Here is a 26,180-nt window from a genome sequence, read left to right on the forward strand (position 1 = left end):
GAGCGGCTGCGTTCCAAACAGGGGGAACCGGCCATTCCGAGTGTTGTAAGCCTCAGATAAAACGGATAAAAAGAACGAGCCCCGCCAAATGGCGGGGCTGATGTGAGCGCAGCGGCACCGCACGGTCGCGTGCGGTGGCGGCCGTCGCGCAATTCTCTTTCGAAACGTTATGAACACAGGGGCGGAGAGTGTCAAAGGACACAGTCCGCCCCTGTGGGGCTACGACAACTGCCGTATGCCCCGGACTACTTGAGACGGGCCATGAGTGCGTGCTCGACCAGCGTGATCAGGCCGCTCTTGGCGTCCGCCCGGTGACGGGCGTCCGTGGTGATGATGGGGGTGCCGGGACCGATCTGGAGCGCCTCGCGCACCTCGTCGGGGGTGTACGGCTGGTGCCCCTCGAAGCCGTTGAGGGCGATGACGAACGGCAGCCCGCTGTTCTCGAAGTAGTCGACCGCGGGGAAGCAGTCGGCGAGACGGCGGGTGTCCACCAGCACGATCGCGCCGATGGCGCCGCGCACCAGGTCGTCCCACATGAACCAGAAGCGGTCCTGGCCCGGCGTACCGAAGAGGTAGAGGATCAGGTCCTGGTCCAGCGTGATGCGGCCGAAGTCCATGGCGACGGTCGTCGTCGACTTGCCGCCGGTGTGCGTGAGGTCGTCGATGCCCGCGCTCGCGCTGGTCATCACGGCCTCGGTGCGCAGCGGGTCGATCTCGGAGACCGCGCCCACGAACGTCGTCTTGCCGACGCCGAAGCCGCCCGCCACCACGATCTTGGCGGACGTGGTGGAGCGGGCCGTTCCGCTGCTAGAGCTTGCGAAGTCCACTGAGCACCCTTTCCAGCAGCGTGACGTCCGGCGTACCGCCGGCCTCTCCGTTGCCCGGCTGGTGGATCGCCACCATGCCGGCCTCCGCCAGGTCGGCGACGAGGATCCGCGCGACACCGAGCGGCATCTGCAGCAGCGCCGAGACCTCGGCCACCGACTTGACCTCACGGCACAGGTGGCAGATCCGCTGGTGCTCGGGCAGCAGCGAGGAGAGGTGCGCGGGGTCGGCGGTGGTGCTGACCAGCGCCTCGATGGCGAGCTGGTAGCGCGGCCGGGTCCGGCCGCCGGTCATCGCGTACGGGCGTACCAGCGGCTGGTCGCCTTCGTGATCGTACGACGCGTCGAAGGGCGCTCCGTACGGATCATGAGAGGCGGGGGGCGGGGTCATGGATCGATCCTCCGGGCATGACGACAGGGGATGGGCCTGCCGTCTGACGGGGCCGGGGTGGGGGGCTGTGCGCGGCCTTGGGTCTGTTCTCGGCAATACCTGGGGTGCGCTGCCTAGTGGAGAAGGCTCCCCTGGAGCTCCGCACGGAGGTCCGGGGTCAGAACGCTGCCGGCCCGGTCGACCAGCAGCGCCATTTCGTAGCCGACGAGGCCGATGTCGCAGTCGGGGTGCGCGAGCACGGCGAGGGAGGAGCCGTCGGACACGGACATGAGGAAGAGGAAACCGCGCTCCATCTCGACGACGGTCTGGGTCACAGCCCCGCCCTCGAAGATCCGGGACGCCCCCGCGGTCAGCGAAGTCAGTCCGGAGGCGACGGCCGCCAGCTGGTCGGCGCGGTCACGCGGGAAGCCTTCGGACATCGCCAGAAGGAGTCCATCGGCGGAGACCACCACCGTGTGGGACACCCCTGGGGTGTTGTCCACGAAGTTGGTGATCAACCAGTTCAGATTCTGCGCCGCCTGGCTCATCGGACTCAACTAACGCTCCTGCTGGTGAGTGGGGTCAATGTTGAAACTCCCGGTCGACGAGCCGCTGCCGGCCTGCCGACCCTGCTGGATACCCCGACGAAGATTGGTCAGCCGTCCGCGCACGTCGTCAGGCGCGCGCGAGACCTGCGGACCGGTCTGGTGGTTCTGCTGCTGCGCGGTGCCCGGCACCAAATTGGCGCGCGGGACGCGACGCGGCAGACCCGAGGTCGTGACACCGCCGGCTGCGGGCTTCTTGACCCGCTCGGCCTGCTTTACGAGTTCGTCGTTCGGCGAGGTGCGCCAGGCGGCGCCGTTGGTGGCGTTCGTACCGTTGGTGGTGCTGCTCGCGGCACCCGTGTCACGCGCCTGGGCGCGCTGCGGCATCGGAGGGACGGCGGAGGGCGCGGCAGAGGACTGCGCGGCCCGCCCGGACTGCTGCTGGGGCGCGGGCGGCTGCTGCTCGCCCTGCTGCTGCTGGAACCAGTTCGACTCCAGCGTGTCGAAGAGCGGCGTACGGCCGTCCCCGGGACCGGCCGCCGGCAGCTCGTGCTGCTGCGGCTGCGGAGGCAGGCTCGCGGCGGGCTGCCGCGGCGCGCCGCCGGGCAGACCGGCGTTGTCGCGGCCGTGCCTGCGCGGCGCCGGCGGAAGGGCCTGGGGACCGCCCTGGTTCTGGCCGCCCTGGTACTGGCCCGTCTGGTACTGGCCGGTCTGCTGGCCGCCCTGGTTCTGGCCGTTCTCGTACGGCGCGTTCTGGGGACGGCCCGGGCGCCTGCCCTGGCCCTGCCCCGTGCCCTGCGGCTGGACCGGCCCGCCGTACGCGCCGGCCGGGTCGGCCTGGCGCGGGGCATTGAAGTCCGCCCGGGGGAGCTGCGCGGTGGACGCGGGGTCCGTGGAGCCGGGCAGCTCGGGCCGCTGGTACTGGCCCGCGCCGCCCTGCGGGACATCGCCGTGGGGGGCGTTGCCGCGCGGGGCGTTGCCCGCCGGACGGGAGAACTGGCCCGCGTCCTGCGCACCCCGCTGACCGGGGTGCTCGTACTGGCCGGGAGTGCCGGGGCCCACCGGGCCGCGCACGTCGGAACGCTCGAACACGCCGGTGGAGTCCGGCGCGGCCGGCCCGGTCGCCGTGTCGAAGTTCGGGCGCTCGAACTCCGAAGTGGCACCCGGACCCTGCCGGGAGGCGAGGTCCGCCTCCTCGTGGCCGCGCGGCTGGTCGGTGCCCCAGCTGGCCGCCTGCGGACGCGCCGGACGCTGCTGGGCCGGGTTGCCGCCGGGCAGCTCGGCGCGGTTGCCGCCCCGCCCGGGCTGCTGCTGCGGCTGCTGCGGGCGGCCCTGGTCGCCCTGGGCCGGGCCGTTCTTCTGGAAGGCGTTGGGGCGTGCGTCGGGACGCTCGCGGTTACCGGCCTGCCGGGAGCCGCCGAAGGCTCCCGCGAGACCGCCGCCCTGGCCGGAGCCGGGCTGCCCCTGGCCGGTTCCGCCGTCGCGTCCGGGGAGCGCGGCGCGCGAGCCGGAGCCCGCGACCTGCCCGCGGGCGCCGCCGGGGCCGGCCGGAAGCCGCCCCGCCGGAGCGCTGCCGCCGCCGACCGCGCCGGGACCGGCAGGCATCCGCGCGCCGGGACCGGAAGGCACCTGCGGCTGAGCGGCGGCGCCGGTCTTCGCCGGCGCCTTCTTGCCGCCCTGCGCGACGTCGACGGGCAGCATGACGAGCGCGGTCGTGCCACCGGAGTCGGAGGGACGGAGCTGGATGCGGATGCCGTGTCGCAGGGACAGGCGGCCGACCACGAACAGACCCATGCGGCGCGAGACCGAGACGTCCACGGTGGGCGGCGAGGCGAGGCGCTCGTTGATCGCCGCGAGGTCCTCGGGGGAGAGGCCGATGCCGGTGTCGTGGATCTCGACCAGCACCCGGCCGTCGGGCAGCGCGTGACCGGTGACCTTGACCTTGGTCTGCGGGGAGGAGAACGAGGTCGCGTTCTCCAGCAGCTCGGCGAGCAGGTGCACGAGGTCGTTGACGACGCGGCCGGCGACCTCGGTGCCGGGCACCGAGGACAGCTCGATGCGCTCGTACTGCTCCACCTCCGACGCGGCGGCGCGGAGCACGTCGACGAGCGGCACGGGCCGGGTCCAGCGGCGGCCCGGCTCCTCACCGGCGAGGACGAGCAGGTTCTCGCCGTTACGGCGCATGCGGGTCGCGAGGTGGTCGAGCTTGAACAGCGAGGACAGCTGGTCCGGGTCGGCCTCGCGCGACTCCAGTTCGGAGATGAGCGAGAGCTGACGCTGGATGAGGCCCTGCGAACGGCGCGACAGGTTGGTGAACATCGCGTTGACGTTGCCTCGCAGCAGCGCCTGCTCGGCGGCCAGACGGACCGCCTCGCGGTGCACGTCGTCGAAGGCCGCGGCCACCTGGCCGATCTCGTCGCGCGAGTGCACGCCGACGGACTCCACGGACGTGTCGACGTCCTGCGGGTCGGCCTCGGAGAGCTGCTTGACGAGCTCGGGGAGGCGGTCCTGGGCGACGCGGGTCGCGGTGTCCTGGAGGCGGCGCAGCGAGCGGATCATGGAGCGGGCGACGACGAACGCGCCGACCAGCGAGACGCCGAGGACGAGCAGGATCAGCGCACCGTTGAGGATGGCGTCCTGCTGCGACTCGTTGCGCAGCTCACGGGCCTTCTGCTCCATGTCGTTGAGCAGCGTGGCCTCGATGCGCTTCATCGCCTGGATCTTGACGGAGTCGGCGTCCGTCCAGTCCATGTACGAGCGTTCCTGCTCGCTCTTGAGCCGGCCCGGCGTCTGGAGGACGCGGTCCGCGTACTTGTTGGCGGCCTCGATCGTGGCGTCGTTGCCGCTCTCCAGCGACGCGGTCAGTTCCTCGTTGTCGCCGACGTAGACCTGGTCGAACTGCTTGAGCGCGGCGATCTCGCTGTCCTGCGCGGACTTGGCGTACAGCCGGTCGTTCTCCGTGAGGTTGCCGGACTCGCGGTTGTTCGCCGGCAGGGAGGCGGCGATGATCGCGCGCTGGATGGACGCGTACTCCTTGGCGGAGGAGAACGCCGTCAGGGCGCGCGTCCGCTTGATCATCTCCGGGTTGGACGTGGCCTGGGCCATGTCCTGGGAGAGGCTCAGCAGCGAGGTGATCAGCTGGCTGTAGTTGTTGACCGTCTGGGAGTTGGTCGTCTTCTTCTGGTACGCGCCCTCGCGGATCTGGCGGATCGAGTTCAGACGCGACGCGATCTGCTGAAGGCTGTTGCGGATGCTCTGGAGGCTCTCGTCACCGTTCGGCTGGACCTGCATGGTCCCCGCGATGAACGCCTGCTTGGCCCGGTCCGTCTTCTCACGGGGGCCCTTGACCTTGAAGTCCGCAGGGCTGGTGCCGTTGGCGAGCGGACCGGCCGACCGGTCGCGCTCCGCCTGGAGCGCGTCGGCGAGCTCGGTCGCCTGCTTGGTCATGTCGGTCAGCAGCTGCATGTGCTCCAGCTGCTCCATGTCGTTCATGGACTCGTTGATGCGCAGCCCGCCGAGGGTGGTCGCCGCGACCACCGGAAGGGCCAGCAGGGAGACCAGACGCGTGCTGATGCGCCAGTTGCGCAGGGCTATTCGCGACCCCGTGGCGCCGGGTTCCTTGGCGTGCGCGGGAGCCGCCTGTTCACCGCCGCCCTTGGTCCCGGTCCGCGCGGCACGATCGCCGCCGCCGGCCACGGCCGGTGCGTGATTCTGGGCGTGCTGGGGCGAGGATCCGCGGTCGGTCCCGCGCGGCTCCTGCTCCGCCGCAGCGCTGCCATCCCTCTTGAAACGTCCCTGCACTAGCGTCGCAACCTCTGGACCAGGCGTTCCCCCGCGCGAACGGCGGAACGGTGTCGAGTCGTGGGGCACCGAGCGGCCCCATGGGTGGTCGTGAGTGACCGGCGCCTCTCCCCTTCCCGCCGCCACTCGGCGCTGCGTTGCGCCCTGCGCGCCGGCTGGAATCTCGCGGCGGTCCGGGGAATTCCAGCACAGTGCCGGATCTCCAACAAGGCCCGCGGCCCGGGCCGCGGGCCCAGTGACGCCGTGTGAGTGACGAGTCACCTGGTGTAGAAAGTGTTCGGGCTGAAAAGGGGCAAAGGTGAGCGAGTCGCTTAGGGGTAGGGGGTGTCCCAGTCCTGATGATCAGGAGCGGAATGGTTGCTTCAGTGGCGCAATGTCCGTTTCTCCTACCCCTGCGCGCTGCCCGAAACGCCCGATTTGCCCACCATCCCGTGAGGAAACTCACACGTCTTTCCCGACTGCTTCACATCTTCGCCGGGGATGCGGATGTTTAGCCTGACGCTTTACAGGGATGGCGAAACCGACAATCACCGCGCCCGACCGGCGCCCGTACCGACAAGGCATGAACAGCAGATGAAGACCACGACCGCGTCGATGTTCCGCAGCACCGCCAACCCCCGCCGCACCACCCTGGTGCATCTCGCGGACGCCGCGGAACTGCGTGAGCCGGAGCGGCCCGAGCACCCCGTCGACCTCCCCTCGGAGACGGCCAACCCGCGCCGCACCATCCTCATGGAGGCCCCCGCCGCGTAGCCGGCGCGGCGGTGACACGGGAGGTGGGACGCCCCGGCCGCGTTAGCCTGGGGCGTCAGTCTCCAGCCAGCCAGCAAGTAAGGGGCGGCAGCATCCCGTGCGTATCGCCAGGTTCTCCATCGACGGCAATGTGGCCTTCGGCGCGGTTGACGCGGCCGCCGGCGAACGCGGACCCGACGGTCTCGTCCTCGACATCATCAAGGGCATCCCGTACGCCGACTTCGAGCTCTCCGGCGTCAAGGTCCCGCTGAACAAGGTCCGCCTCCTGCCGCCCGTGCTCCCCAGCAAGGTCGTGGCCGTCGGCCGCAACTACGCCGAGCACGCGGCGGAACTGGGCCACGAGGTCCCCGACCTCCCCCTCACCTTCTTCAAGCCGTCCACGTCGGTGACCGGTCCCGGCGACGACATCGCGTACCCCTCGTTCTCCAGCGAGCTGCACCACGAGGCGGAACTCGCCGTGGTCATCGGCCGCATGTGCCGCGAGGTCCCGCGCGAGCGCGCCAAGGACGTCATCTTCGGCTACACCTGCGCCAACGACGTCACCGCACGCGACGTCCAGCAGCGCGAGAAGCAGTGGGCGAGGGCCAAGGGCTTCGACACCTCGTGCCCGCTGGGCCCCTGGGTGGAGACCGACCTCGACCCCGCCGACCTGGCCGTCCAGTGCACGGTCAACGGGCAGCAGCGCCAGCTGGGGCGTACGAGCGACATGATCCGCTCCGTCGAGGACCTGATCGTGCACATCTCCGAGGCCATGACGCTGCTCCCGGGCGACGTCATCCTCACGGGGACCCCGGCCGGAGTCGGACCCCTGAACGTCGGCGACGAAGTCGCCGTCACCATCGAAGGCATCGGCACTCTCACCAACAAGGTGATCAAGCGTGGCTAGCGCACCCGTACGTGTACGTTTCTGTCCCTCGCCGACCGGCAACCCCCACGTGGGCCTGGTCCGCACCGCCCTGTTCAACTGGGCCTTCGCCCGGCACAACGGCGGCACGATGGTCTTCCGCATCGAGGACACCGACGCGGCCCGCGACTCCGAGGAGTCGTACGAGCAGCTGCTCGACTCGCTGCGCTGGCTGGGCCTCGACTGGGACGAGGGCCCCGAGGTCGGCGGCCCGCACGCCCCCTACCGCCAGTCGCAGCGGATGGACGTCTACAAGGACGTCGCCCAGAAGCTGATGGCCGGCGGCTACGCGTACGAGTGCTTCTGCACCGCCCTGGAGCTGGAAGTCCGCCGCGACGCCGCCCGTGCCGCCGGCAAGCCCTCGGGCTACGACGGCACCTGCCGCAACCTCGGCGACGACCGCATCGCGCGCTACAAGGCCGAGGGCCGCGAGGCCATCGTCCGCTTCCGGATGCCCGACGAGCCGATCACCTTCACGGACCTGGTCCGCGGCGAGCTGACGTTCAACCCGGACAACGTGCCGGACTACGGCATCGTCCGCGCCAACGGCGCCCCGCTCTACACGCTCGTCAACCCCGTCGACGACGCGCTGATGAAGATCACGCATGTCCTGCGCGGCGAGGACCTGCTGTCCTCCACCCCGCGCCAGATCGCGCTCTACAAGGCGCTGATCGAGCTGGGCGTCGCCGAGGAGATCCCGCAGTTCGGGCACCTGCCGTACGTCATGGGCGAGGGCAACAAGAAGCTCTCCAAGCGCGACCCCGAGGCGTCCCTCAACCTGTACCGCGAGCGCGGCTTCCTCCCGGCCGGCCTGCTGAACTACCTGTCCCTCCTCGGCTGGTCGATCGCCGAGGACCGCGACATCTTCACGATCGAGGAGATGGTCGCGGCGTTCGACGTCAAGGACGTCAACGCCAACCCGGCCCGCTTCGACCTGAAGAAGTGCGAGCACATCAACGCGGAGCACCTGCGCATGCTCACGGTCGAGGAGTTCACCGCGGCCTGCGAGCCGTGGCTGAAGGCGCCGTACGCGAACTGGAAGCCGGAGTCCTTCGACCGCGCGGCCTTCGAGCGGATCGCCCCGCACGCCCAGACCCGCGTGACGGTCCTGTCCGACATCACGGCCAACGTCGACTTCCTGTTCCTCGACGAGCCGGTCGAGGACGAGGCGTCCTGGGCGAAGGCCATGAAGGGCGAGCCCGTACCGCTGCTCACCACCGCCCGCGCCAAGCTCGAAGCGGCCGACTGGAGCAGCCCCGAGTCGCTCAAGGAGGCCGTCCTGGCCGCCGGCGAGGAGCACGGCCTCAAGCTCGGCAAGGCCCAGGCCCCGGTCCGTGTGGCGGTCACCGGCCGCACGGTCGGCCTGCCGCTCTTCGAGTCCCTGGAGATCCTGGGCAAGGAGAAGACCCTGGCCCGCGTCGACGCGGCCCTGGCCAAGCTCACCGCGTAACCCGTACGCCCCCGAGGGCCCGGAAGCCGACCCGGCTGCCGGGCCCTTCGCGTACCGTCGGAGGCATGACTGTCCGCGCCGTGGTCTGGGACATCGACGACACGATCTTCGACTACGCGACCGCCGACACGGCGGGCATGCGCGCCCACCTCGCGGCCGAGGGGCTGCTCGACGGATCCGAGTCCGTCGAGCGGGCCCTCGGCCGCTGGCGCGAGGCCACCACCCTGCACTGGGACCGGTTCGCCGCCGGGCAGGCCGGCTTCGAGGAGCAGCGCCGGGACCGCGTGCGCTCCTTCCTCGGCAGGCCGCGGCTCGCCGACGACGCGGCGGACGCGTGGTTCCAGCGGTACGTCGCCCACTACGAGGCCGCCTGGAAGCTCTTCCCGGACACGGTGCCGGTCCTGGACGTCCTGGCGGCGGACTACCGCCACGCCGTGCTGTCCAACTCCAGCGTGCGCAATCAGGACCGCAAGCTGCGGATCCTCGGGGTGCGTGACCGCTTCGAGGTGCTGCTGTGCGCCGCCGAGCTGGGTTTCTCCAAGCCCGCCGCCGAGGCGTTCCACGCCGCCTGCGAGGCGCTCGCCCTGCCGCCGCACGAGGTGGCGTACGTCGGTGACCAGCCCGACATCGACGCCCGGGGCGCCGTCGACGCCGGACTGGTCGGCATCTGGCTCGACCGGGGCGGACTGGGCGGACGTCCGGAGCTCGTCCGGATCACCGGCCTCGAGCAGCTACCAGGGCTGTTGCGGGGCGATACCCGTTTTGGAGCGCCGTCCACCTTCGGGTAATGTTCTTTCTGCGCCGCCCGAGAGGGCCGAAAGGTCCGGCCGGGAAGCGCGAACCAAACAAACCCCCATCAGGGGGTTGAGTTTTGGTGGGCTATGGTGTAATTGGCAGCACGAGGGTTTCTGGTTCCCTTAGTCTAGGTTCGAGTCCTGGTAGCCCAGCTCGCAGGAGCTGTTGAAGTACAAGCAGTGTCTGCAAGGCCCCCGTTGTGTAGCGGCCTAGCACGCCGCCCTCTCAAGGCGGTAGCGCCGGTTCGAATCCGGTCGGGGGTACAGATCCTTTCTTTCCGTTTCCTCCGGGTCGCTCCCGGATGCGACGACGCGAGGATCGCTAGGGCCCCCGTTGTGTAGCGGCCTAGCACGCCGCCCTCTCAAGGCGGTAGCGCCGGTTCGAATCCGGTCGGGGGTACGGGTTGAAGCCGCATTGGTCTAAACCATTTTGGGCTATGGTGTAATTGGCAGCACGAGGGTTTCTGGTTCCCTTAGTCTAGGTTCGAGTCCTGGTAGCCCAGCTCGCAGAGCACATCTGCAAGGCCCCCGTTGTGTAGCGGCCTAGCACGCCGCCCTCTCAAGGCGGTAGCGCCGGTTCGAATCCGGTCGGGGGTACGTCACGGAAGAAGGCCTCCCGCGTCATGCGGGGGGCCTTCTTCGTGTGCGCGTACGGCGGCCGGTGGGACGGCTCCCGTGCCGCGCGGCACGCGGAACCGCTGGTGGGCGTGGCGCAGTTGCCCCGAGGCGCGCCGGGGACGCCCGCAGGGGCCCTGGCGGCGTGCCGGGGCCCCTGAGCGGTGCGGTTTTCTGGTTCAGCCGCCCGAGCGGCGGAGCGCCTCCGACAGGCGGGCCGCCGAGTCGATGACCGCCTGGGCGTGCATACGGCCCGGGTGCCGGGTCAGCCGCTCGATCGGTCCGGATACCGAGACGGCCGCGACCACGCGATTGGACGGGCCGCGCACCGGCGCCGACACCGACGCCACGCCCGGCTCCCGCTCGCCGATCGACTGGGCCCAGCCCCGGCGGCGTACGCCGGACAGCGCCGTCGCCGTGAAGCGGGCGCCCTGGAGGCCGCGGTGCAGGCGCTCCGGCTCCTCCCAGGCCATCAGGATCTGGGCGGACGAGCCGGCCTTCATGGTGAGCGTCGAGCCCACCGGGACGGTGTCCCGCAGTCCGGACAGCCGCTCCGCCGCCGCGACGCAGATCCGCATGTCGCCCTGCCGGCGGTAGAGCTGCGCGCTCTCGCCGGTCACGTCGCGCAGGTGCGTGAGCACCGGTCCCGCCGTGGCCAGCAGCCGGTCCTCGCCCGCCGCGGCGGACAGTTCCGACAGCCGCGGGCCGAGGATGAACCGGCCCTGCATGTCCCTCGCCACCATCCGGTGGTGTTCCAGTGCCACGGCAAGGCGATGTGCCGTGGGTCGTGCGAGCCCTGTCGCCGCGACCAGCCCGGCGAGGGTGGCCGGACCGGACTCCAGTGCGCTCAGTACCAGAGCTGCCTTGTCGAGAACGCCGACGCCGCTAGAGTTGTCCATGCGTCGATACTCGCGTCTCACTCTGTGAAACGCAAGTTCAATTTTCTCCCGAACTTGCGAATCTGTAGATGAGGCCGCACAACGGCTCAGCAGCCACCGCCCCGTACGGGGGTCTCGGCGGGGGCGATCCGATCTCTAGATGGGCCGGTGAAGACGCCGGTCGAAGGGAAAGCGATGGGTAGGACACTTGCGGAGAAGGTCTGGGACGACCATGTCGTCAGGCGCGCCGAGGGCGAGCCGGACCTCCTCTTCATCGATCTGCACCTGCTGCACGAGGTGACCAGCCCGCAGGCCTTCGACGGCCTCCGCAAGAGCGGCCGCCAGGTGCGGCGGCTCGACCTCACCATCGCCACCGAGGATCACAACACCCCGACGCTCGACATCGACAAGCCGATCGCGGACCCGGTCTCCCGCGTGCAGCTGGAGACGCTGCGCAAGAACTGCGCGGAGTTCGGCGTACGTCTGCACCCGCTCGGCGACGTCGAGCAGGGCGTCGTCCACGTGGTGGGACCGCAGCTGGGCCTGACCCAGCCCGGCACCACCGTGGTCTGCGGCGACAGCCACACCTCCACGCACGGCGCCTTCGGCGCGCTGGCCTTCGGCATCGGCACCTCCCAGGTCGAGCACGTGCTGGCCACCCAGACGCTGCCCATGGCCCCGCCGAAGACCATGGCGATCACCGTCGAGGGCGAACTGCCCGCCGACGTCACCGCCAAGGACCTGATCCTGGCGATCATCGCGAAGATCGGCACCGGCGGCGGTCAGGGCTACGTCCTCGAATACCGCGGTTCCGCCATCGAGAAGCTCTCGATGGAGGCCCGGATGACCATCTGCAACATGTCGATCGAGGCCGGCGCGCGGGCGGGCATGATCGCCCCCGACCAGACCACGTTCGACTACCTGGAAGGCCGCGCGCACGCCCCCGAGGGCGAGGACTGGGACGCTGCGGTCGCCTACTGGAAGACGTTGCGCTCCGACGACGACGCCGTCTTCGACGCCGAGGTCGTCATCGACGCCGCCGGACTCGCGCCGTTCGTCACCTGGGGCACCAACCCGGGCCAGGGCTCGCCGCTGTCGGCCAGCGTCCCCGACCCTGCTTCGTACGAGGACGCTTCGGAGCGCTTCGCCGCCGAAAAGGCCCTGGAGTACATGGGGTTGACCGCCGGGCAGCCGCTGCGCGAGATCAAGGTCGACACGGTCTTCGTAGGTTCGTGCACCAACGGCCGCATCGAGGACCTGCGGGCCGCCGCCGCCCTGATGGACGGCCGCAAAGTCGCCGACGGCGTACGGATGCTGATCGTCCCCGGTTCCGTCCGGGTGGCGCTCCAGGCCATCGAGGAGGGTCTGGACAAGGTGTTCACCGCCGCCGGGGCCGAATGGCGGCACGCCGGCTGCTCGATGTGCCTGGGCATGAACCCGGACCAGCTGGCGCCCGGTGAGCGCTCCGCGTCCACCTCCAACCGCAACTTCGAGGGCAGGCAGGGCAAGGGCGGCCGTACCCACCTGGTGTCGCCGCAGGTCGCCGCCGCCACCGCCGTGCTGGGCCACCTGGCCGCGCCCGCGGACCTGTCCGACGTCCCGACGCTCGTGGAGGCCTGATCACCATGGCCATGGAAGCTTTCACCGCACACACCGGCCGGGCCGTCCCGCTGCGCCGCAGCAACGTCGACACCGACCAGATCATCCCCGCCCACTGGCTGAAGAAGGTCACGCGCGACGGGTTCGAGGACGGGCTCTTCGAGGCCTGGCGCAAGGACCCGGAGTTCGTGCTCAACCGCCCCGAGCGCGAAGGCGCCACGGTGCTGGTCGCCGGACCGGACTTCGGTACCGGCTCCTCGCGCGAGCACGCCGTCTGGGCCCTCCAGAACTACGGCTTCAAAGCCGTGATCTCCTCGCGGTTCGCGGACATCTTCCGGGGCAACTCGCTCAAGAACGGCCTGCTGACCGTCGTACTGGACCAGAAGACCGTGGACGCGCTCTGGGACCTGGTCGAGGAGGACCCCGCGGCGGAGATCACCGTGGACCTCGAGGACCGTCAAGTCCGCGCAGGAAGCATTACGGCTGATTTTGAGCTTGACGAAAACGCTCGCTGGCGCCTGCTGAACGGTCTCGACGACATCAGCATCACCCTCCAGAACGAGCCGTCGATCGCCGCCTACGAGGCTTCAAGGCCCTCGCACAAGCCCAGTACTGTGCAGCTCTGACGCTCTTCCTTCACTCCGTTGCCCCCTGCCGCCCGCGGTGGGGGGCACCGTCATGTTTGGGCCCCAACTCCGGTGGTACGCGAGGGACATGACGATCGTGCCGCAGCTGTCCAGGGCTCCTTTAGGACGTCCGGATGCCGTTAGTTGCCCCCGCCGGAGGCGACAACTCGCCCCAGATGGCACAATCGGTGCATGGAACGCGACAGCCAACTCGAGCTCTACGGGGCGGTCGCGGGTCGCTTGAAAGAAGCACACACAAGGGTGCGCACACTGCAAGTCCCGGAGGGCGTACGGATGGCGCTGAGCCGGAAGCTGCTGGTCATAACGGCCGCGGCGAAACACGATCTCGCCGATGCGGCAAGGCGCCTGGACAGGTTGATGAAGGACCTCGACGAGGGTCGAATCCCCGAAGGCGACTGAGACCTGTGGAACTCCCGCCGGTCTACTTCGTTGCGGCACTAGGGTGATTAGCCCGTTTCGTGTTTGATTTGCGGTATATATCTGCCTAACGTGCGAAAAAGCTTGAACACATTCGTTCTGGCAATGTCTCCGAAGGGGAAGACGTGAACAAGGCGCAGCTCGTAGAAGCGATTGCAGACAAGGTCGGCGGCCGTCAGCAGGCCGCGGACGCGGTCGACGCGGTACTCGACGCGATCGTCCGTGCAACGGTCGCAGGCGACCGCGTGTCGGTCACCGGCTTCGGATCGTTCGAGAAGGTTGAGCGTCCCGCCCGTTACGCCCGCAACCCGCAGACGGGCGAGCGGGTACGGGTCAAGAAGACCTCGGTTCCGCGCTTCCGCGCCGGTCAGGGCTTCAAGGACCTGGTCAGCGGCTCGAAGAAGCTCCCCAAGGGTGGCGAGGTCGCCGTCAAGAAGGCGCCCAAGGGCAGCCTTTCCGGCCCGCCCCCCACCATTGCCAAGGCAGCGGCCAAGAAGGCCGCCACCAAGCGCGCCGCGGCCAAGAAGACGACCCCGGCGAAGAAGGCGACTCCCGCCAAGAAGACCACCGCCACGGCCGCGAAGAAGGCGACCCCGGCCAAGAAGGCCACGGGCGCCGCGAAGAAGACCACCGCGACCGCCAAGAAGACGACGGCGGCGGCCAAGAAGACGGTCGGCGCGAAGAAGGCCACGCCCGCCGCCAAGAAGACCGCCGCGAAGACGACCGCGCCGGCCAAGAAGGCCACCGCGAAGAAGGCGCCGGCCAAGAAGGCCACGGCCCGCAAGACCACCGCGAAGAAGACCGCCGCCGGGAAGTAGGAGCGGCAGCAAGGAGTCACGCGCCGGGCCGGGCTCCCTCCGGGGAGCCCGGCCCGCGGTGTGCCCGCGAACGCCCCTGACCGGCGCTTACGGCACGACCCCGGCCCTCGGCCGGTGTTTTCGGCACACCCGTGAGCCCGGTGTTCCGGGCACGCCCTGAGCCGTGACCGGCGTTGTACGCGGCACGCCCTGAGCCGCGCCGGTGTCTTCGGCCGCCAGAGCCGTGGCCCGCCGTTGGCCCGCCTCCCTGGTGCCACCGTGAGCTGGGCGTGGCCGGGCCTGGCCGGCGCCCCGAGCACCCGCCCGCGAAAAGCCCCGCCCGGCCCTCAGAAGGTCTGCAGCGTCACCAGCGTGATGCGCAGGTCCGCGCCCTCGCCCTCGCCCTCGATGCGCACCCGCTGCCCGGGGCGCAGCAGCCGCAGGCCGCCCGCGTCGAACGCCGTGGCGTCGAAGTCCACCGGGGTGCCGTCGTCGAGCAGCACACTGCCGCTGCGGGTCTCGGAGTCGTACGTGTACGCGGTCGCCTGCATGACCGCAGCGTATCTGCCGGCGACCGCCGCGCTCAGCCGGGCCGTGCGCGGGCCCACGCCGAGCGCCAGCGCCGCCCGCAGATCGTCCCCGGTGTCCACGTCCCGGCGTACGGAATCGACCCCGTCGAGCGGTATTTCCCGGGCTCCGGCGGCCGAATGCCGGGCGCGCGAAGGGCCGCCGAAGAACGGCGCCAATTCCACCCCCGGCGCCGCGGAAAGCAGCGTCGTACCGATTCCGGTGGCATCCGCCAGAAATGCGCGCGGAAATTCGGCCGCGTAATCGAGCACCTGCCGCAATTCCGCCGGCCGCAGCGCGGGAAGATCCGCATTCAGCGCCGCGACGGGAGCGCCGGGCCGCACCGCGCGCACGGTGCGCGCCCCGTGCGCCAGCGCGGCGTTGAGACCGGCGGCCGGGGTGTCCGGCGCGATGCGCGCGCCCAGGGCGGCCAGGGCCGCGCCCGCCGGGCCGTCGTCCGTGACGACCACCACATCCCGCACGGCCGCACAGGCCAGCGCGGCGGCCACGGTGTCCTCGGCGAAGGCCAGCGCCAGCCTGCGGCGCAACGCGTCGCCCGCCGAGGGGGCGAGCCTGCTCTTGGCCAGCAACAGGGGCTTGAGGGGCACCACCAGCGACCAGGGAGCGTTCCCGAGCGTGTTCAGCGGCCAGCCCTCCGTCCCGTGCGCGTGGGGGCCCATTGTGGCCTGCTCGTACGGCGGGCAGGGGCTCCGGGGGCCGTGCCGGGGCGTACGGTGTTCTCGACAGACAGGGGACCTGGCGCGACACTTGTGCGGCTGACCAGGCACATGTGCACAAGCAGCCCGGTCCTAGAGGAAGGTGTCCGAGTGTCCCGCCGCAGAATCGGCTTCTGGTACCGCCTGGCAGCGGTCATCGCTAAACCGCCGCTGGTGGTTCTGTTCAAGCGGGACTGGCGCGGAATGGAGCACATTCCGGCCGAGGGCGGATTCATCACCGCGGTCAATCACAACTCGTACCTCGACCCGCTCTCCTACGGGCACTTCCAGTACAACACGGGACGTGTTCCGCGCCTGCTGGCCAAGGCCGGACTCTTCAAGACCCCGTTCGTCGGGATGATGCTGCGCGGCACGGGCCAGATCCCCGTCTACCGCGAGACCACCAACGCGCTCGACGCCTTCCGCGCCGCCGTGTCCGCCATCGAGCGCGGCGAATGCGTCGCCTTCTACCCCGAGGGCACGCTCACCCGCGACCCCGACATGTGGCCCATGGCCGGCAAGACCGGAGCGGCGCGGGTGGCCCTCATGACGAAGGCCCCCGTCATCCCGGTCGCCCAGTGGGGCGCCAACTTGGCGATGCCGCCGTACGCCAAGGAGAACAAGCTCCGGCTGTTCCCGCGCAAGACGCTTCAGGTGCAGGCGGGCCCGCCGGTCGACCTGAACCGGTTCTACGACAAGGAACCGACGCCCGACGTGCTGCGCGAGGCGACCGAGGCCATCATGTCCGCCATCACGGAGCAGCTCGCCGACCTGCGCGGCGAGCCCGCACCCGCCCAGCCGTACGACCACCGCATGGCCCGCGCGCAGCAGCGGCGCAAGGCCGAGGGAGAGAACGCGAAGTGACACGCCAGCCGGTCAAGGCGGCCGTATTCGGAACAGGCTCCTGGGGCACGGCCTTCGGCATGGTGCTGGCCGACGCGGGCTGCGACGTGACCCTCTGGGGCCGCCGCGCCGAAGTCGCCGACGCCATCAACAACGGCCGTACGAACCCCGACTATTTCCCCGGCGTCGAACTGCCCGCCTCGCTGCGGGCCACCACCGACGCCGCCGAGGCCGCCGAGGACGCCGACTTCACGGTCCTCGCCGTCCCCTCCCAGACGCTGCGCGCCAACCTGGCCGCCTGGGCGCCGCTGCTGCCCGCCGACACCGTCCTCGTCTCCCTCATGAAGGGAGTCGAACTCGGCACCGCCAAGAGGATGAGCGAGGTCGTCGAGGAGGTCGCCAAGGTGCCCGCCGAACGGGTCGCCGTGGTCACCGGCCCCAACCTCGCCAAGGAGATCGTCGCCCGGATGCCCGCCGCCGCGGTCGTCGCCTGCAGCGACGAGTCGGTGGCCATGAGGCTCCAGTCGGTCTGCCACACCCCGTACTTCCGCCCGTACACCAACACCGACGTCGTCGGCTGCGAGCTGGGCGGCGCCGTCAAGAACGTCATCGGCCTCGCCGTCGGCATCGCGGACGGCATGGGCCTCGGTGACAACGCCAAGGGCTCCCTCATCACCCGCGGCCTCGCCGAAACCACGCGCCTCGGCCTGGCGATGGGCGCCGACCCGCTCACCTTCGCGGGCCTCGCGGGCCTCGGCGACCTGGTCGCCACCTGCTCGTCGCCCCTCTCGCGCAACCACACCTTCGGCACCAACCTGGGCCGCGGGATGACGCTCGAAGAGACCATCGCGGTCACCCGGCAGACCGCCGAGGGCGTCAAATCCTGCGAGTCGGTGGCCGATCTGGCCCGCCGGCACGGCGTCGACATGCCGATCACGGACACGGTCGTCGACATCGTCCACCACGGGAAGCCGCCGATCGTCGCCCTCAAGGAGCTCATGTCGCGCAGCGCCAAGCCCGAGCGCCGCTGATCCCGCTCCGCGCCTCCCGCACCCCTGCCCCGGGGTGCGAGGCGCGGCGGCCGCGGGGGCCGGGCAGCACGCCGCGCCCGCGCCCGCACTCCCCGGCGGCGGATGTGCACGGTACTCTCAACGCGATATGAGCAGCGAGAACCTCCCCCAGAGCCCCGCGCAGGAGCCCCGCAAGCCGCGGGTGGCCGTCGTCTTCGGCGGCCGCAGCTCCGAGCACGCCATCTCGGTCGTCACGGCCGGCGCCGTACTGCGGTCCATCGACCGCGAGAAGTACGACGTACTGCCCATCGGCATCACGACGGACGGCCGCTGGGCGCTGACCGCCGACGAGCCCGACCGGATGGCCATCGCCGACCGGACCCTGCCGAACGTCGAGGACCTCGCCGAATCGGCCGAGGGCGGCGTGGTGCTCTCCGTCGACCCGGGCAACCGCGAAGTCGTCTACAGCGAGCCGGGCTCGGTGCCCAAGGCGCTGGGCGAGGTCGACGTCGTCTTCCCCGTGCTGCACGGCCCGTACGGCGAGGACGGCACCCTCCAGGGCCTGCTGGAGCTGTCCGGCGTCCCGTACGTCGGCTCCGGCGTGCTCTCCTCGGCCGTCGGCCAGGACAAGGAGTACATGAAGCGGGTGTTCGTCTCCTTCGGGCTGCCCGTCGGCCCGTACGAGGTCGTCCGCCCCCGTGAGTGGGAGACCGACCCCGCCGCCGCGCGCAAGAAGATCGTCGACTTCGCCGGCGAGCACGGCTGGCCGCTCTTCGTGAAGCCCGCCCGCGGCGGCTCCTCGATGGGCATCACCAAGGTCGACGACCTCTCCGGCCTCGACGAGGCGGTCGAGGAGGCCCGGCGGCACGACCCCAAGATCCTCGTCGAGTCGCTGCTGCGCGGCCGCGAGATCGAGTGCGGCGTGCTGGAGTTCGAGGACGGGCCGCGCGCGAGCGTGCCGGCCGAGATCCCGCCGGTCACCTCCCACGACTTCTACGACTTCGAGGCCAAGTACATCGACTCGGCGGCCGGCCTCGTGCCCGCCCCCCTGACCGAGGAGCAGACCGCCGAGGTGCGGCGGCTCGCGGTCGAGGCGTTCGACGCGGCGGCCTGCGAGGGCCTGGTGCGCGCGGACTTCTTCCTGCTCGACAGCGGGGAGTTCGTGATCAACGAGATCAACACCATGCCGGGCTTCACGCCGATCTCCATGTACCCGCGGATGTGGCAGGAGACCGGGGTGTCCTACCCGGCCCTCGTCGACCTGCTGATCCAGGCCGCACTGCGCCGCCCGACGGGCCTGCGCTAGCACCACGCGCCGGACAGCCCGCACCGCCCGGAGCCGGGCGCTACAGGCTGTCCGGCACCGTCTTCTTCACCGGCGCCGCGAAGGCCGCCAACGGCGTCACGTCGTGGGCGTACTTCGCGGGCAGGGTCACCTCGACATAGGCGTCGCGATACGTCGTGGTGAACCGCGGACTGCCGTCCTCCTGGCGCTCCAGCAACCAGTTGACGCCGTCCGCCTCCACCCCCTGCGACGCCGCGTCGCTCATCTTCTCGGGTCGCGGGACGCCGCAGCGCAGTACGATCGCCGGATCTCCCCACACGGCGGTGAGGTCCGACTCCGGGTCGGCGGTGCGCCGCTCAAGACCGTCGACGGTCTCCGGCAGCTCGCGGTGCAGCGCCCGGCACACCCCGGCCTCTTCCGAGGACGGGGCGGGAACCGCGACCGCCACGGCGTCGTCCGTGAGGGAGCAGCCGGCGACAGCGAGGAGCAGGGCGGCGCACGAGAGCACCGGGACCGGCGCGTACGACGAAAGCCGACGTGAAGAGGAAGTCACCGGCCAAGAGTAGACGGGGGCTAGATGTGCACGACCGGGCAGGTCAGAGTGCGGGTGATGCCGTCCACCTGCTGGACCTTGGCGACCACCAGGCGGCCGAGATCGTCGACCGTGTCGGCCTGGGCGCGGACGATCACGTCATAGGGTCCGGTCACGTCCTCGGCCTGGATCACTCCCGGAATCTTGCCGATGGTCTCGGCGACGGACGACGCCTTGCCCACCTCGGTCTGAATGAGGATGTACGCCTGTACCACGGAACCTCCAGGGCGGCCACGAGGATCATGTGGGAGATAAAGAGACGCCACCGTATCGCGTCGTCGCGGGCAGCGGGGAGACCTGCGCGGCCGTCGGCGCACGGAGCGTGGCGTACGGAGACCAGAAGTTGACGTATGTGTTGACGGTACCTACAGCAGTGATGGCTCGCGACCGCAAGCGCACTGGGGCAGAAGGGGCACATCCATGAAGGGCACTGTGGGCGAACTGGGGGAGTTCGGGCTCATCCGAGAGCTCACCTCCCGGCTCACCTCCACCCCGGCGGTTCGGCTGGGGCCCGGCGACGACGCCGCCGTCGTGGCCGCACCCGACCGGCGGGTCGTGGCGAGTACGGACATCCTGCTCGAAGGACGTCACTTCCGGCGCGACTGGTCGACGGCGTACGACGTGGGCCGCAAGGCGGCGGCCCAGAACCTCGCCGACATCGCCGCCATGGGGGCGGTGCCGACCGCGCTGCTCCTCGGCCTCGTCGTCCCGGCCGAACTCCCGGTGAGCTGGCCGACCGAGCTGATGGACGGCATCAGGGACGAGTGCGCGGTGGCGGGCGCCGCCGTCGTCGGCGGTGACGTCGTACGCGGCGAGACCATCACCGTGGCGATCACCGCGCTCGGCGACCTGCGCAACCACGAGCCGGTGACGCGCTCGGGGGCGCGGCCCGGCGACGTCGTCGCCGTCACCGGCTGGCTGGGCTGGTCGGCGGCGGGCCTGGCCGTCCTCTCGCGCGGTTTCCGCTCCCCGCGCGCCTTCGTCGAGGCGCACCGGCGACCCGAACCGCCGTACCACGCGGGCCCCGCCGCGGCCGGGCTCGGCGCGACCGCCATGACGGATGTCAGCGACGGGCTGGTCGCCGACCTCGGGCACATCGCCGAGGCCAGCAAGGTGCGCATCGACCTGCGGTCCGGGCTGATCGACATCCCCACGCAGATGTCGGACATCGGGCAGGCGGTCGGCGTGGACCCCCTCCAGTGGGTGCTGACCGGGGGAGAGGACCACGCGATCGTGGCGACGTTCCCGCCGGACACGAAACTGCCCGCCCGCTGGAAGATCATCGGCGAGGTCCTCAACCCGTCGGCGCTGCCCCAGGTGACGGTCGACGGGGCGCCGTGGACCAGCAAGGGCGGCTGGGACCACTTCGGCGACATCGAGACCGGTCCGTAGGCCCGCTCCGGCCGCCGGGCGTACTAGATTCGCCCGTATGCGAATACTTCCCTGCGTTCTCACCGTCGCCGGATCGGACTCCGGCGGCGGTGCCGGCATCCAGGCCGACCTCAAGACGATGCTGGCGCTGGGCGTGCACGGCATGAGCGTGCTCACCGCGGTGACGGCGCAGAACTCCCTCGGTGTGCAGGGCGCCTGGGACCTGCCGGTGGAGGCCGTACGCGCCCAGTACCGCAGCGTCGTCGACGACATCGGCGTACAGGCCGTGAAGACCGGGATGCTCTCCTCGGCCGGACTCGTCGAGACGGTCGCCGACCTCCTCGCCGGCACCGACGCCCCGGTGGTCGTGGACCCGGTCGGCGTCTCCAAGCACGGCGATCCGCTGCTCGCCACGTCCGCCCTGGACTCCGTGCGGACGAAGCTCCTGCCCACGGCGACCGTCGCCACCCCGAACCTCGACGAGGTGGCCCAGCTCACCGGCGTACGGGTGGAGTCCGAGGCCGGACTGCGGCGGGCGGCCGGCGCGCTCCTCGAATTCGGCCCGCGCTGGGTCCTCGTCAAGGGCGGCCACCTGCCCGGCGACGCCGTGGACCTCCTCACGGACGGGTCCGAGGAGCACTGGCTCAGGGCCCCCCGTCACGACAACCGGCACACGCACGGGACCGGCTGCACACTGGCGTCCGCGATCGCCTCCGGGCTCGCCAAGGGCCTCGACGTGCCGCAGGCCGTGTCCGCCGCCAAGGAGTACGTGACCGAGGCGATCGCCGCCGGGTTCGCGCTCGGGGCCGGCATCGGGCCGGTCGACCACGGCTGGCGGCTCAGGAACAGCCCCGCGGTGTGACGCCGGTCGCGGCCCTCCCGGGGGCCGCGCGGGCACCCCACGGGCGCCGGCGATAGCACGCGCGGGCACTCCACGCGCGCGGGCACAAAAAAGAACCGGCCCACCACGAGGGTGGACCGGTTCTCAAGCAACCAGCTAGGTGGCCGCGCTTCGCATACGTCAGCGCGAGACCTTGCCGGCCTTGATGCACGAGGTGCAGACGTTGAGCCGCTTCGGCGTCCGACCGACCACTGCACGCACGCGCTGGATGTTGGGATTCCAGCGACGGGACGTACGGCGGTGCGAGTGCGAAATGTTGTTGCCGAAGCCCGGCCCCTTGCCGCAGACGTCGCAGTTGGCAGCCACGGGTCACTCCAAAGACTTCAGATGCACTTACAGTGGATCCCGGCATGCCGGGATCGAAGAATCGAGTGGCGTAGCCGGGGGAATGGCCCGATTCTCATCGGGCAACCGGAGCAGCATACATCGCCTGCTCCCGTAGAACGAAACTACCACGGTCGCGGAGGCTTCCCGCCCCGTCCCCCCGCGCCCGCCCCCGCCACCCGGGCGGCGCACCGCGCGACTACCCTGCGGTGCAACCCGCTCTCAAGGAGGACGCCAGGTGCCGCAGACCCTCGACGCCGTCGCGGTACGCACCTGGTGCTCGCTGGCCCTGGAGGCCCTCGGCAGAGCCCGCGAGGAGATCGACGCGATCAACGTCTATCCGGTCGCGGACGGGGACACCGGCACGAATCTCTACCTGACCGTGGAATCCGCCGTCCAGGCCGTCGAGGCGGTCTTCACCGCCCACGAGACGGTCACCGGCGCCGACGCCTCCGCCCCCGCCCTCTCGGACGCGGTACGGGCCATGGCGCACGGCGCGCTCATCGGCGCCCGGGGCAACTCCGGAACCATCCTGGCCCAGCTGCTGCGCGGCATGGCGCAGGTGCTCTCCGGTCGGGCGGCGGACGCCGAGGCCCTGCGCCAGGCCCTGCGGGCCGCGGCCGAATCCGCGTACCAGGCGGTCGCGCACCCCGTCGAGGGCACCGTCCTCACCGTCGCCACGGCGGCGGCCGAGGCCGCCGGGCGCACAGCGGGGGACACCACCGAGGTCGTGCGCGCGGCCTACGAAGGGGCGCGCACGGCGCTGGACGCGACCCCGCACCAGCTCGCGGTCCTCGGCCGCGCGGGCGTGGTCGACGCGGGCGGCCGGGGCCTGGTCGCCGTCCTCGGCGCGCTGGTGGAGGCCGTCTCGGGAGAGGCCGTCGCCGTACGCGGGCGTCAGGCGCCGGCGCCGCTGCCCGTGGGCGACGACTGCCCCGCGGACGCGGAATGGGCGGACACCGCGGGGGAGGGCGGCCCGGCGTTCGAGGTCATCTACCTGCTGGAGGCCGACGACGAGGCGGTGGCCCGGCTGCGGGCCCGGCTCGACGGGCTGGGGGACTCGCTGGTGGTCGTCGGCGGCGACGGCCTGTGGAACGTCCACGTGCACGTGGACGACGCGGGCGCGGCGGTGGAGGCCGGAGTGGAGGCCGGCCGCCCGTACCGCATCCGCATCACGCACTTCGCCGCCGACCGGGGCGCCCCGCCCCGGCAGCGGGCCCAGCGGGCGGTCGTCGCCGTGGTGCCCGGCGAGGGGCTCGCGGGCCTCTGCGAGGAGGCCGGCGCGACGACCGTGCTCGCGCGCCCCGGGGAGCCGCCCGCGAGCGGCGAGCTGGCGGAGGCGATCCGGCGCGCGCACGCCCGGGAGGTCGTCCTGCTGCCGAACGACGCCGACCTGCGGCACACGGCGGCGGCCGCCGCCGAGCAGGTACGTACCGAGGGCGTGCGGGTCGCCCTCATCCCGACCCGGGCGGCGGTCCAGGGCATCGCGGCCCTGGCCGTCCACGAACCGGAGCGGCGCTTCGACGAGGACGTCGTGGCGATGACCTCGGCGGCCGGTGCCACCCGCTACGGCGAACTCACCGTCGCCGAACGGCAGTCGTGGACGACGGCCGGCATCTGCCAGGCGGGTGACGTGCTCGGCCTGATCGACGGTGACGTGGCCGTCATCGACTCCGACCTGCGGGCGGCGGCCCGCACGGTCCTGGACCGGATGCTGGCGGCCGGCGGCGAGATGGTGACGCTCGTCCTCGGCGAGGAGGCGCCGGCCGGCCTCGCGGAGAGCCTGGAGACGTACGTGCGCGAGTCGCACCTCGCGGTGGACACCGTGACGTACGACGGGGGCCGCCAGTCGTCCCCCCTGCTCATCGGCGTCGAATAGCGCGTTCCGCCGCGCCCCCCCGCCGCGCCGGGACGGCGTCCATGCGGGGGAACGTCGCCCGTTGTCAGTGGCGTGGTGTGCAATGGATCCGTGCCCGCGCTCGACGAACCACTCAAGAAGACGCTCGGCGGCACCACCGCGAAGGTGATGGCCGAGCACCTCGACCTGCACACGGTCGGTGACCTGCTGCACCACTACCCCCGGCGGTACGCCGAACGCGGCGAGCTGACCCAGCTCGCCGACCTGCCGCTCGACGAGCACGCCACCGTCGTGGCGCAGGTCGCCGACGCCCGGGTTCTGCGGTTCAACAACGGCAAGGGCCAGCGCCTCGAGGTCACCCTCACCGACGGCAGCGGACGGCTCCAGCTGGTGTTCTTCGGCAAGTCGATCTACCACCACCAGAAGGAACTGCTGCCCGGCCGCCGGGGCATGTTCTCCGGCAAGGTCGGCATGTTCCGCAACATCCGCCAGCTCTCCCACCCGGCCTACGAGATGCTCGGCCAGGACAGCGGCGCGGACGCCGTCGAAGCCTGGGCGAACCAGCTGATCCCGCTGTACCCCGCCTGCGCCCAGATGGAGAGCTGGAAGATCGCCAAGACGGTCGACGTGGTCCTGGCCTCCATGGAGGCCACCGGCTGGCAGGAGATCGCGGACCCGCTGCCGCCCGCCCTGCGCGAGGGGCGCGGGCTCACCGACCTGCCCGACGCGTTCCGCAAGGTGCACCGGCCGCGCACCAAGGCGGACATCGCCGAGGCCAGGGACCGGCTGAAGTGGGACGAGGCGTTCGTCCTCCAAGTCGCGCTGGCCCGCCGCAGGTTCGCCGACACCCAACTCCCGGCCGTCGCCCGCAGGCCCGTCCCCGGCGGCCTGCTCGACGCGTTCGACGCGAAGCTGCCCTTCACCCTCACCGACGGCCAGCAGCGCGTCTCGAAGGAGATCTTCGACGACCTGGCCACCGAGCACCCCATGCACCGCCTGCTCCAGGGCGAAGTGGGCAGCGGGAAGACCATGGTCGCGCTGCGCGCGATGCTCGCCGTCGTCGACGCGGGCGGCCAGGCCGCGATGCTCGCGCCCACCGAGGTCCTCGCCCAGCAGCACCACCGGTCGATCACCGAGATGATGGGCGAGCTGGCCGAGGGCGGGCTGCTCGGCGGCGCCGAGCAGGGCACCAAGGTCGTGCTCCTCACCGGCTCCATGGGCATGCCCGCCCGCCGCCAGGCCCTGCTGGACCTGGTCACCGGGGAGGCCGGCGTCGTCATCGGCACCCACGCGCTGATCGAGGACAAGGTGAAGTTCCACGACCTCGGCCTCGTCGTCGTCGACGAGCAGCACCGCTTCGGCGTCGAGCAGCGCGACGCCCTGCGCTCCAAGGGCGCCCAGCCGCCGCACCTGCTCGTCATGACGGCCACGCCCATCCCGCGCACCGTCGCGATGACCGTCTTCGGCGACCTGGAGACCTCCGTCCTCGACCAGCTCCCGGCCGGCCGTTCACCCATCGCCACCCACGTCGTCCCCGCCAAGGACAAGCCGCACTTCCTCGCCCGCGCCTGGGAGCGCGTGCGCGAGGAAGTGGAGAACGGCCACCAGGCGTACGTCGTCTGCCCCCGCATCGGTGACGGCGAGGACGACGGGAAGCGGGCCGGGAAGAAGGCCGCGGCGGCCGAGGACGACCCCGAGAAGCGGCCGCCGCTCGCCGTCCTGGAGATCGCCGGACAGATCGCCGCCGGCCCTCTCCGCGGGCTGCGCGTGGAGGTTCTGCACGGCCGGATGCAGCCGGACGACAAGGACGACGTGATGCGCCGCTTCTCCGCGGGCGAGGTCGACGTCCTCGTGGCCACCACCGTCATCGAGGTCGGCGTGAACGTCCCCAACGCCACCGCCATGGTGATCATGGACGCCGACCGCTTCGGCGTGTCGCAGCTGCACCAGCTGCGCGGCCGGGTGGGCCGGGGCTCCGCCCCCGGCCTGTGCCTGCTGGTCAGCGAGATGCACGAGGCGAGCCCGGCCCGGGCCCGGCTGGCCGCCGTCGCCGCGACCCTCGACGGCTTCGAGCTCTCCCGCATCGACCTCGAACAGCGCCGCGAGGGCGACGTGCTGGGCCAGGCCCAGTCCGGCGTCCGGTCCTCCCTGCGGATGCTCGCCGTCATCGACGACGAGGAGGTCATCGTGGCGGCCCGCGAGGAGGCCGCCGCCGTGGTCGCCGCCGACCCCGAACTCGAACGGCTCCCCGAGCTGCGCACGGCCCTCGACGCCCTCCTCGACAAGGAGAGGGAGCAGTACCTCGACAAGGGCTGACAA

23 protein-coding genes, 5 tRNA genes and 1 pseudogene are annotated in these 26,180 nt (G+C 71.2%); 20 read left to right on the forward strand and 9 right to left on the reverse strand.

Translation table 11 applies throughout. The features are described 5' to 3' along the window. Nucleotides 1–245 precede the first annotated feature (245 nt). The 4 genes from ACWGH0_RS03025 to ACWGH0_RS03040 form a co-directional block, all read right to left on the reverse strand. Nucleotides 246–827: a GTP-binding protein gene (locus ACWGH0_RS03025; protein ID WP_453402356.1), complete on the reverse strand. Its 582-nt coding sequence runs from the start codon at nucleotides 825–827 to the stop codon at nucleotides 246–248. Next, complete coding sequence (locus ACWGH0_RS03030) at nucleotides 808–1,215, reverse strand: DUF742 domain-containing protein (RefSeq protein ID WP_453402357.1); 408 nt, start codon at nucleotides 1,213–1,215, stop codon at nucleotides 808–810. Before ACWGH0_RS03030 ends, ACWGH0_RS03025 begins: the two co-directional genes overlap by 20 nt. A gap of 113 nt (nucleotides 1,216–1,328) precedes the next feature. Then, nucleotides 1,329–1,742, reverse strand: coding sequence for a roadblock/LC7 domain-containing protein (locus ACWGH0_RS03035; protein ID WP_037649408.1), 414 nt, complete (start codon nucleotides 1,740–1,742; stop codon nucleotides 1,329–1,331). A gap of 9 nt (nucleotides 1,743–1,751) precedes the next feature. Next, on the reverse strand, nucleotides 1,752–5,540 hold the full coding sequence (locus ACWGH0_RS03040; RefSeq protein ID WP_453402358.1) for a nitrate- and nitrite sensing domain-containing protein: 3,789 nt from the start codon (nucleotides 5,538–5,540) through the stop codon (nucleotides 1,752–1,754). A gap of 573 nt (nucleotides 5,541–6,113) precedes the next feature. Here ACWGH0_RS03040 and ACWGH0_RS03045 point away from each other — a divergent pair. The 9 genes from ACWGH0_RS03045 to ACWGH0_RS03085 all read left to right on the forward strand — a co-directional run bounded on the left by ACWGH0_RS03045 (nucleotide 6,114) and on the right by ACWGH0_RS03085 (nucleotide 10,038). Beyond that, nucleotides 6,114–6,293 (forward strand): hypothetical protein, encoded by a 180-nt coding sequence (locus ACWGH0_RS03045; RefSeq protein WP_453402359.1) that lies wholly within the window; start codon nucleotides 6,114–6,116, stop codon nucleotides 6,291–6,293. A 97-nt stretch (nucleotides 6,294–6,390) separates the two neighbouring features. Then, nucleotides 6,391–7,179, forward strand: a complete 789-nt coding sequence (locus tag ACWGH0_RS03050) for a fumarylacetoacetate hydrolase family protein (protein ID WP_453402360.1) — start codon at nucleotides 6,391–6,393, stop codon at nucleotides 7,177–7,179. Further along, nucleotides 7,172–8,647 carry a glutamate--tRNA ligase gene (gene gltX, locus ACWGH0_RS03055; RefSeq protein WP_453402361.1) on the forward strand — a complete coding sequence of 492 codons (1,476 nt, stop codon included), beginning with the start codon at nucleotides 7,172–7,174 and terminating at the stop codon, nucleotides 8,645–8,647. The genes ACWGH0_RS03050 and gltX overlap by 8 nt, the downstream gene beginning before the upstream one ends. A 65-nt stretch (nucleotides 8,648–8,712) precedes the next feature. After that, a complete protein-coding gene (locus tag ACWGH0_RS03060) occupies nucleotides 8,713–9,435 on the forward strand; it encodes an HAD family hydrolase (RefSeq protein ID WP_453402362.1) in 723 nt (240 codons plus the stop codon). Nucleotides 9,436–9,522: 87 nt separating this feature from the next. Next, nucleotides 9,523–9,594, forward strand: a tRNA-Gln gene (locus tag ACWGH0_RS03065). Nucleotides 9,595–9,632: 38 nt separating this feature from the next. Next, nucleotides 9,633–9,705: transfer RNA gene (locus ACWGH0_RS03070), tRNA-Glu, on the forward strand. Nucleotides 9,706–9,768: 63 nt separating this feature from the next. Further along, nucleotides 9,769–9,841: transfer RNA gene (locus ACWGH0_RS03075), tRNA-Glu, on the forward strand. Nucleotides 9,842–9,872: 31 nt separating this feature from the next. Beyond that, a tRNA-Gln gene (locus ACWGH0_RS03080) sits at nucleotides 9,873–9,944 on the forward strand. Between the two features lie 21 nt (nucleotides 9,945–9,965). Then, nucleotides 9,966–10,038, forward strand: a tRNA-Glu gene (locus tag ACWGH0_RS03085). Between the two features lie 197 nt (nucleotides 10,039–10,235). Here ACWGH0_RS03085 and ndgR read toward each other — a convergent pair. After that, entirely contained in the window at nucleotides 10,236–10,955 is a 720-nt protein-coding gene (gene ndgR, locus ACWGH0_RS03090; protein WP_028813744.1) for an IclR family transcriptional regulator NdgR, read from the reverse strand. A 174-nt stretch (nucleotides 10,956–11,129) separates the two neighbouring features. On the opposite strand from ndgR, the gene leuC reads away from it, so the two are divergent. The 4 genes from leuC to ACWGH0_RS03110 all read left to right on the forward strand — a co-directional run bounded on the left by leuC (nucleotide 11,130) and on the right by ACWGH0_RS03110 (nucleotide 14,415). Continuing rightward, nucleotides 11,130–12,554 (forward strand): 3-isopropylmalate dehydratase large subunit, encoded by a 1,425-nt coding sequence (gene leuC, locus ACWGH0_RS03095; protein ID WP_453402363.1) that lies wholly within the window; start codon nucleotides 11,130–11,132, stop codon nucleotides 12,552–12,554. 11 nt (nucleotides 12,555–12,565) lie between these two features. Then, a complete protein-coding gene (leuD, locus tag ACWGH0_RS03100) occupies nucleotides 12,566–13,159 on the forward strand; it encodes a 3-isopropylmalate dehydratase small subunit (protein WP_453402399.1) in 594 nt (197 codons plus the stop codon). Nucleotides 13,160–13,351: 192 nt separating this feature from the next. Then, nucleotides 13,352–13,579, forward strand: coding sequence for an SCO5555 family protein (locus ACWGH0_RS03105; protein ID WP_453402364.1), 228 nt, complete (start codon nucleotides 13,352–13,354; stop codon nucleotides 13,577–13,579). Between the two features lie 143 nt (nucleotides 13,580–13,722). Continuing rightward, complete coding sequence (locus tag ACWGH0_RS03110) at nucleotides 13,723–14,415, forward strand: HU family DNA-binding protein (protein WP_453402365.1); 693 nt, start codon at nucleotides 13,723–13,725, stop codon at nucleotides 14,413–14,415. A 548-nt stretch (nucleotides 14,416–14,963) separates the two neighbouring features. Here ACWGH0_RS03110 and cofC read toward each other — a convergent pair. After that, nucleotides 14,964–15,641: pseudogene (gene cofC / locus ACWGH0_RS03115) on the reverse strand (2-phospho-L-lactate guanylyltransferase); the annotation flags it as partial. A gap of 147 nt (nucleotides 15,642–15,788) precedes the next feature. On the opposite strand from cofC, the gene ACWGH0_RS03120 reads away from it, so the two are divergent. The 3 genes from ACWGH0_RS03120 (at nucleotide 15,789) to ACWGH0_RS03130 (ending at nucleotide 18,836) form a co-directional block, all read left to right on the forward strand. Then, the gene (locus tag ACWGH0_RS03120; protein ID WP_453402366.1) at nucleotides 15,789–16,541 is read left to right on the forward strand and encodes a lysophospholipid acyltransferase family protein; all 753 of its coding nucleotides are present in this window, start codon (nucleotides 15,789–15,791) and stop codon (nucleotides 16,539–16,541) included. Further along, nucleotides 16,538–17,551, forward strand: a complete 1,014-nt coding sequence (locus ACWGH0_RS03125; RefSeq protein ID WP_453402367.1) for an NAD(P)H-dependent glycerol-3-phosphate dehydrogenase — start codon at nucleotides 16,538–16,540, stop codon at nucleotides 17,549–17,551. The genes ACWGH0_RS03120 and ACWGH0_RS03125 overlap by 4 nt, the downstream gene beginning before the upstream one ends. Nucleotides 17,552–17,678: 127 nt before the next feature. Next, nucleotides 17,679–18,836 (forward strand): D-alanine--D-alanine ligase family protein, encoded by a 1,158-nt coding sequence (locus ACWGH0_RS03130; protein ID WP_453402368.1) that lies wholly within the window; start codon nucleotides 17,679–17,681, stop codon nucleotides 18,834–18,836. A 40-nt stretch (nucleotides 18,837–18,876) separates the two neighbouring features. Here the strand turns inward: ACWGH0_RS03130 and ACWGH0_RS03135 are convergent, their stop codons facing one another. Next, a complete protein-coding gene (locus ACWGH0_RS03135; protein ID WP_453402369.1) occupies nucleotides 18,877–19,368 on the reverse strand; it encodes a DUF3515 domain-containing protein in 492 nt (163 codons plus the stop codon). Between the two features lie 20 nt (nucleotides 19,369–19,388). Further along, on the reverse strand, nucleotides 19,389–19,622 hold the full coding sequence (locus ACWGH0_RS03140; protein ID WP_069926747.1) for an Lrp/AsnC family transcriptional regulator: 234 nt from the start codon (nucleotides 19,620–19,622) through the stop codon (nucleotides 19,389–19,391). Between the two features lie 205 nt (nucleotides 19,623–19,827). Here ACWGH0_RS03140 and ACWGH0_RS03145 point away from each other — a divergent pair, with 205 nt between their 5' ends. After that, nucleotides 19,828–20,799, forward strand: a complete 972-nt coding sequence (locus ACWGH0_RS03145; protein ID WP_138893995.1) for a thiamine-phosphate kinase — start codon at nucleotides 19,828–19,830, stop codon at nucleotides 20,797–20,799. 37 nt (nucleotides 20,800–20,836) lie between these two features. After that, nucleotides 20,837–21,640: a bifunctional hydroxymethylpyrimidine kinase/phosphomethylpyrimidine kinase gene (gene thiD, locus ACWGH0_RS03150; protein ID WP_453402370.1), complete on the forward strand. Its 804-nt coding sequence runs from the start codon at nucleotides 20,837–20,839 to the stop codon at nucleotides 21,638–21,640. A 159-nt stretch (nucleotides 21,641–21,799) separates the two neighbouring features. Here thiD and rpmB read toward each other — a convergent pair whose 3' ends face one another. Continuing rightward, complete coding sequence (gene rpmB / locus ACWGH0_RS03155; RefSeq protein ID WP_003957616.1) at nucleotides 21,800–21,985, reverse strand: 50S ribosomal protein L28; 186 nt, start codon at nucleotides 21,983–21,985, stop codon at nucleotides 21,800–21,802. Between the two features lie 256 nt (nucleotides 21,986–22,241). Here rpmB and ACWGH0_RS03160 point away from each other — a divergent pair, with 256 nt between their 5' ends. Together ACWGH0_RS03160 and recG are read left to right on the forward strand one after the other, a co-directional pair. After that, nucleotides 22,242–23,882, forward strand: coding sequence for a DAK2 domain-containing protein (locus ACWGH0_RS03160; protein ID WP_453402371.1), 1,641 nt, complete (start codon nucleotides 22,242–22,244; stop codon nucleotides 23,880–23,882). A 90-nt stretch (nucleotides 23,883–23,972) separates the two neighbouring features. Then, nucleotides 23,973–26,177 (forward strand): ATP-dependent DNA helicase RecG, encoded by a 2,205-nt coding sequence (recG, locus tag ACWGH0_RS03165; protein WP_453402372.1) that lies wholly within the window; start codon nucleotides 23,973–23,975, stop codon nucleotides 26,175–26,177. Nucleotides 26,178–26,180 lie beyond the last annotated feature (3 nt).

This window comes from Streptomyces sp. NPDC054887 (genome assembly GCF_053610585.1).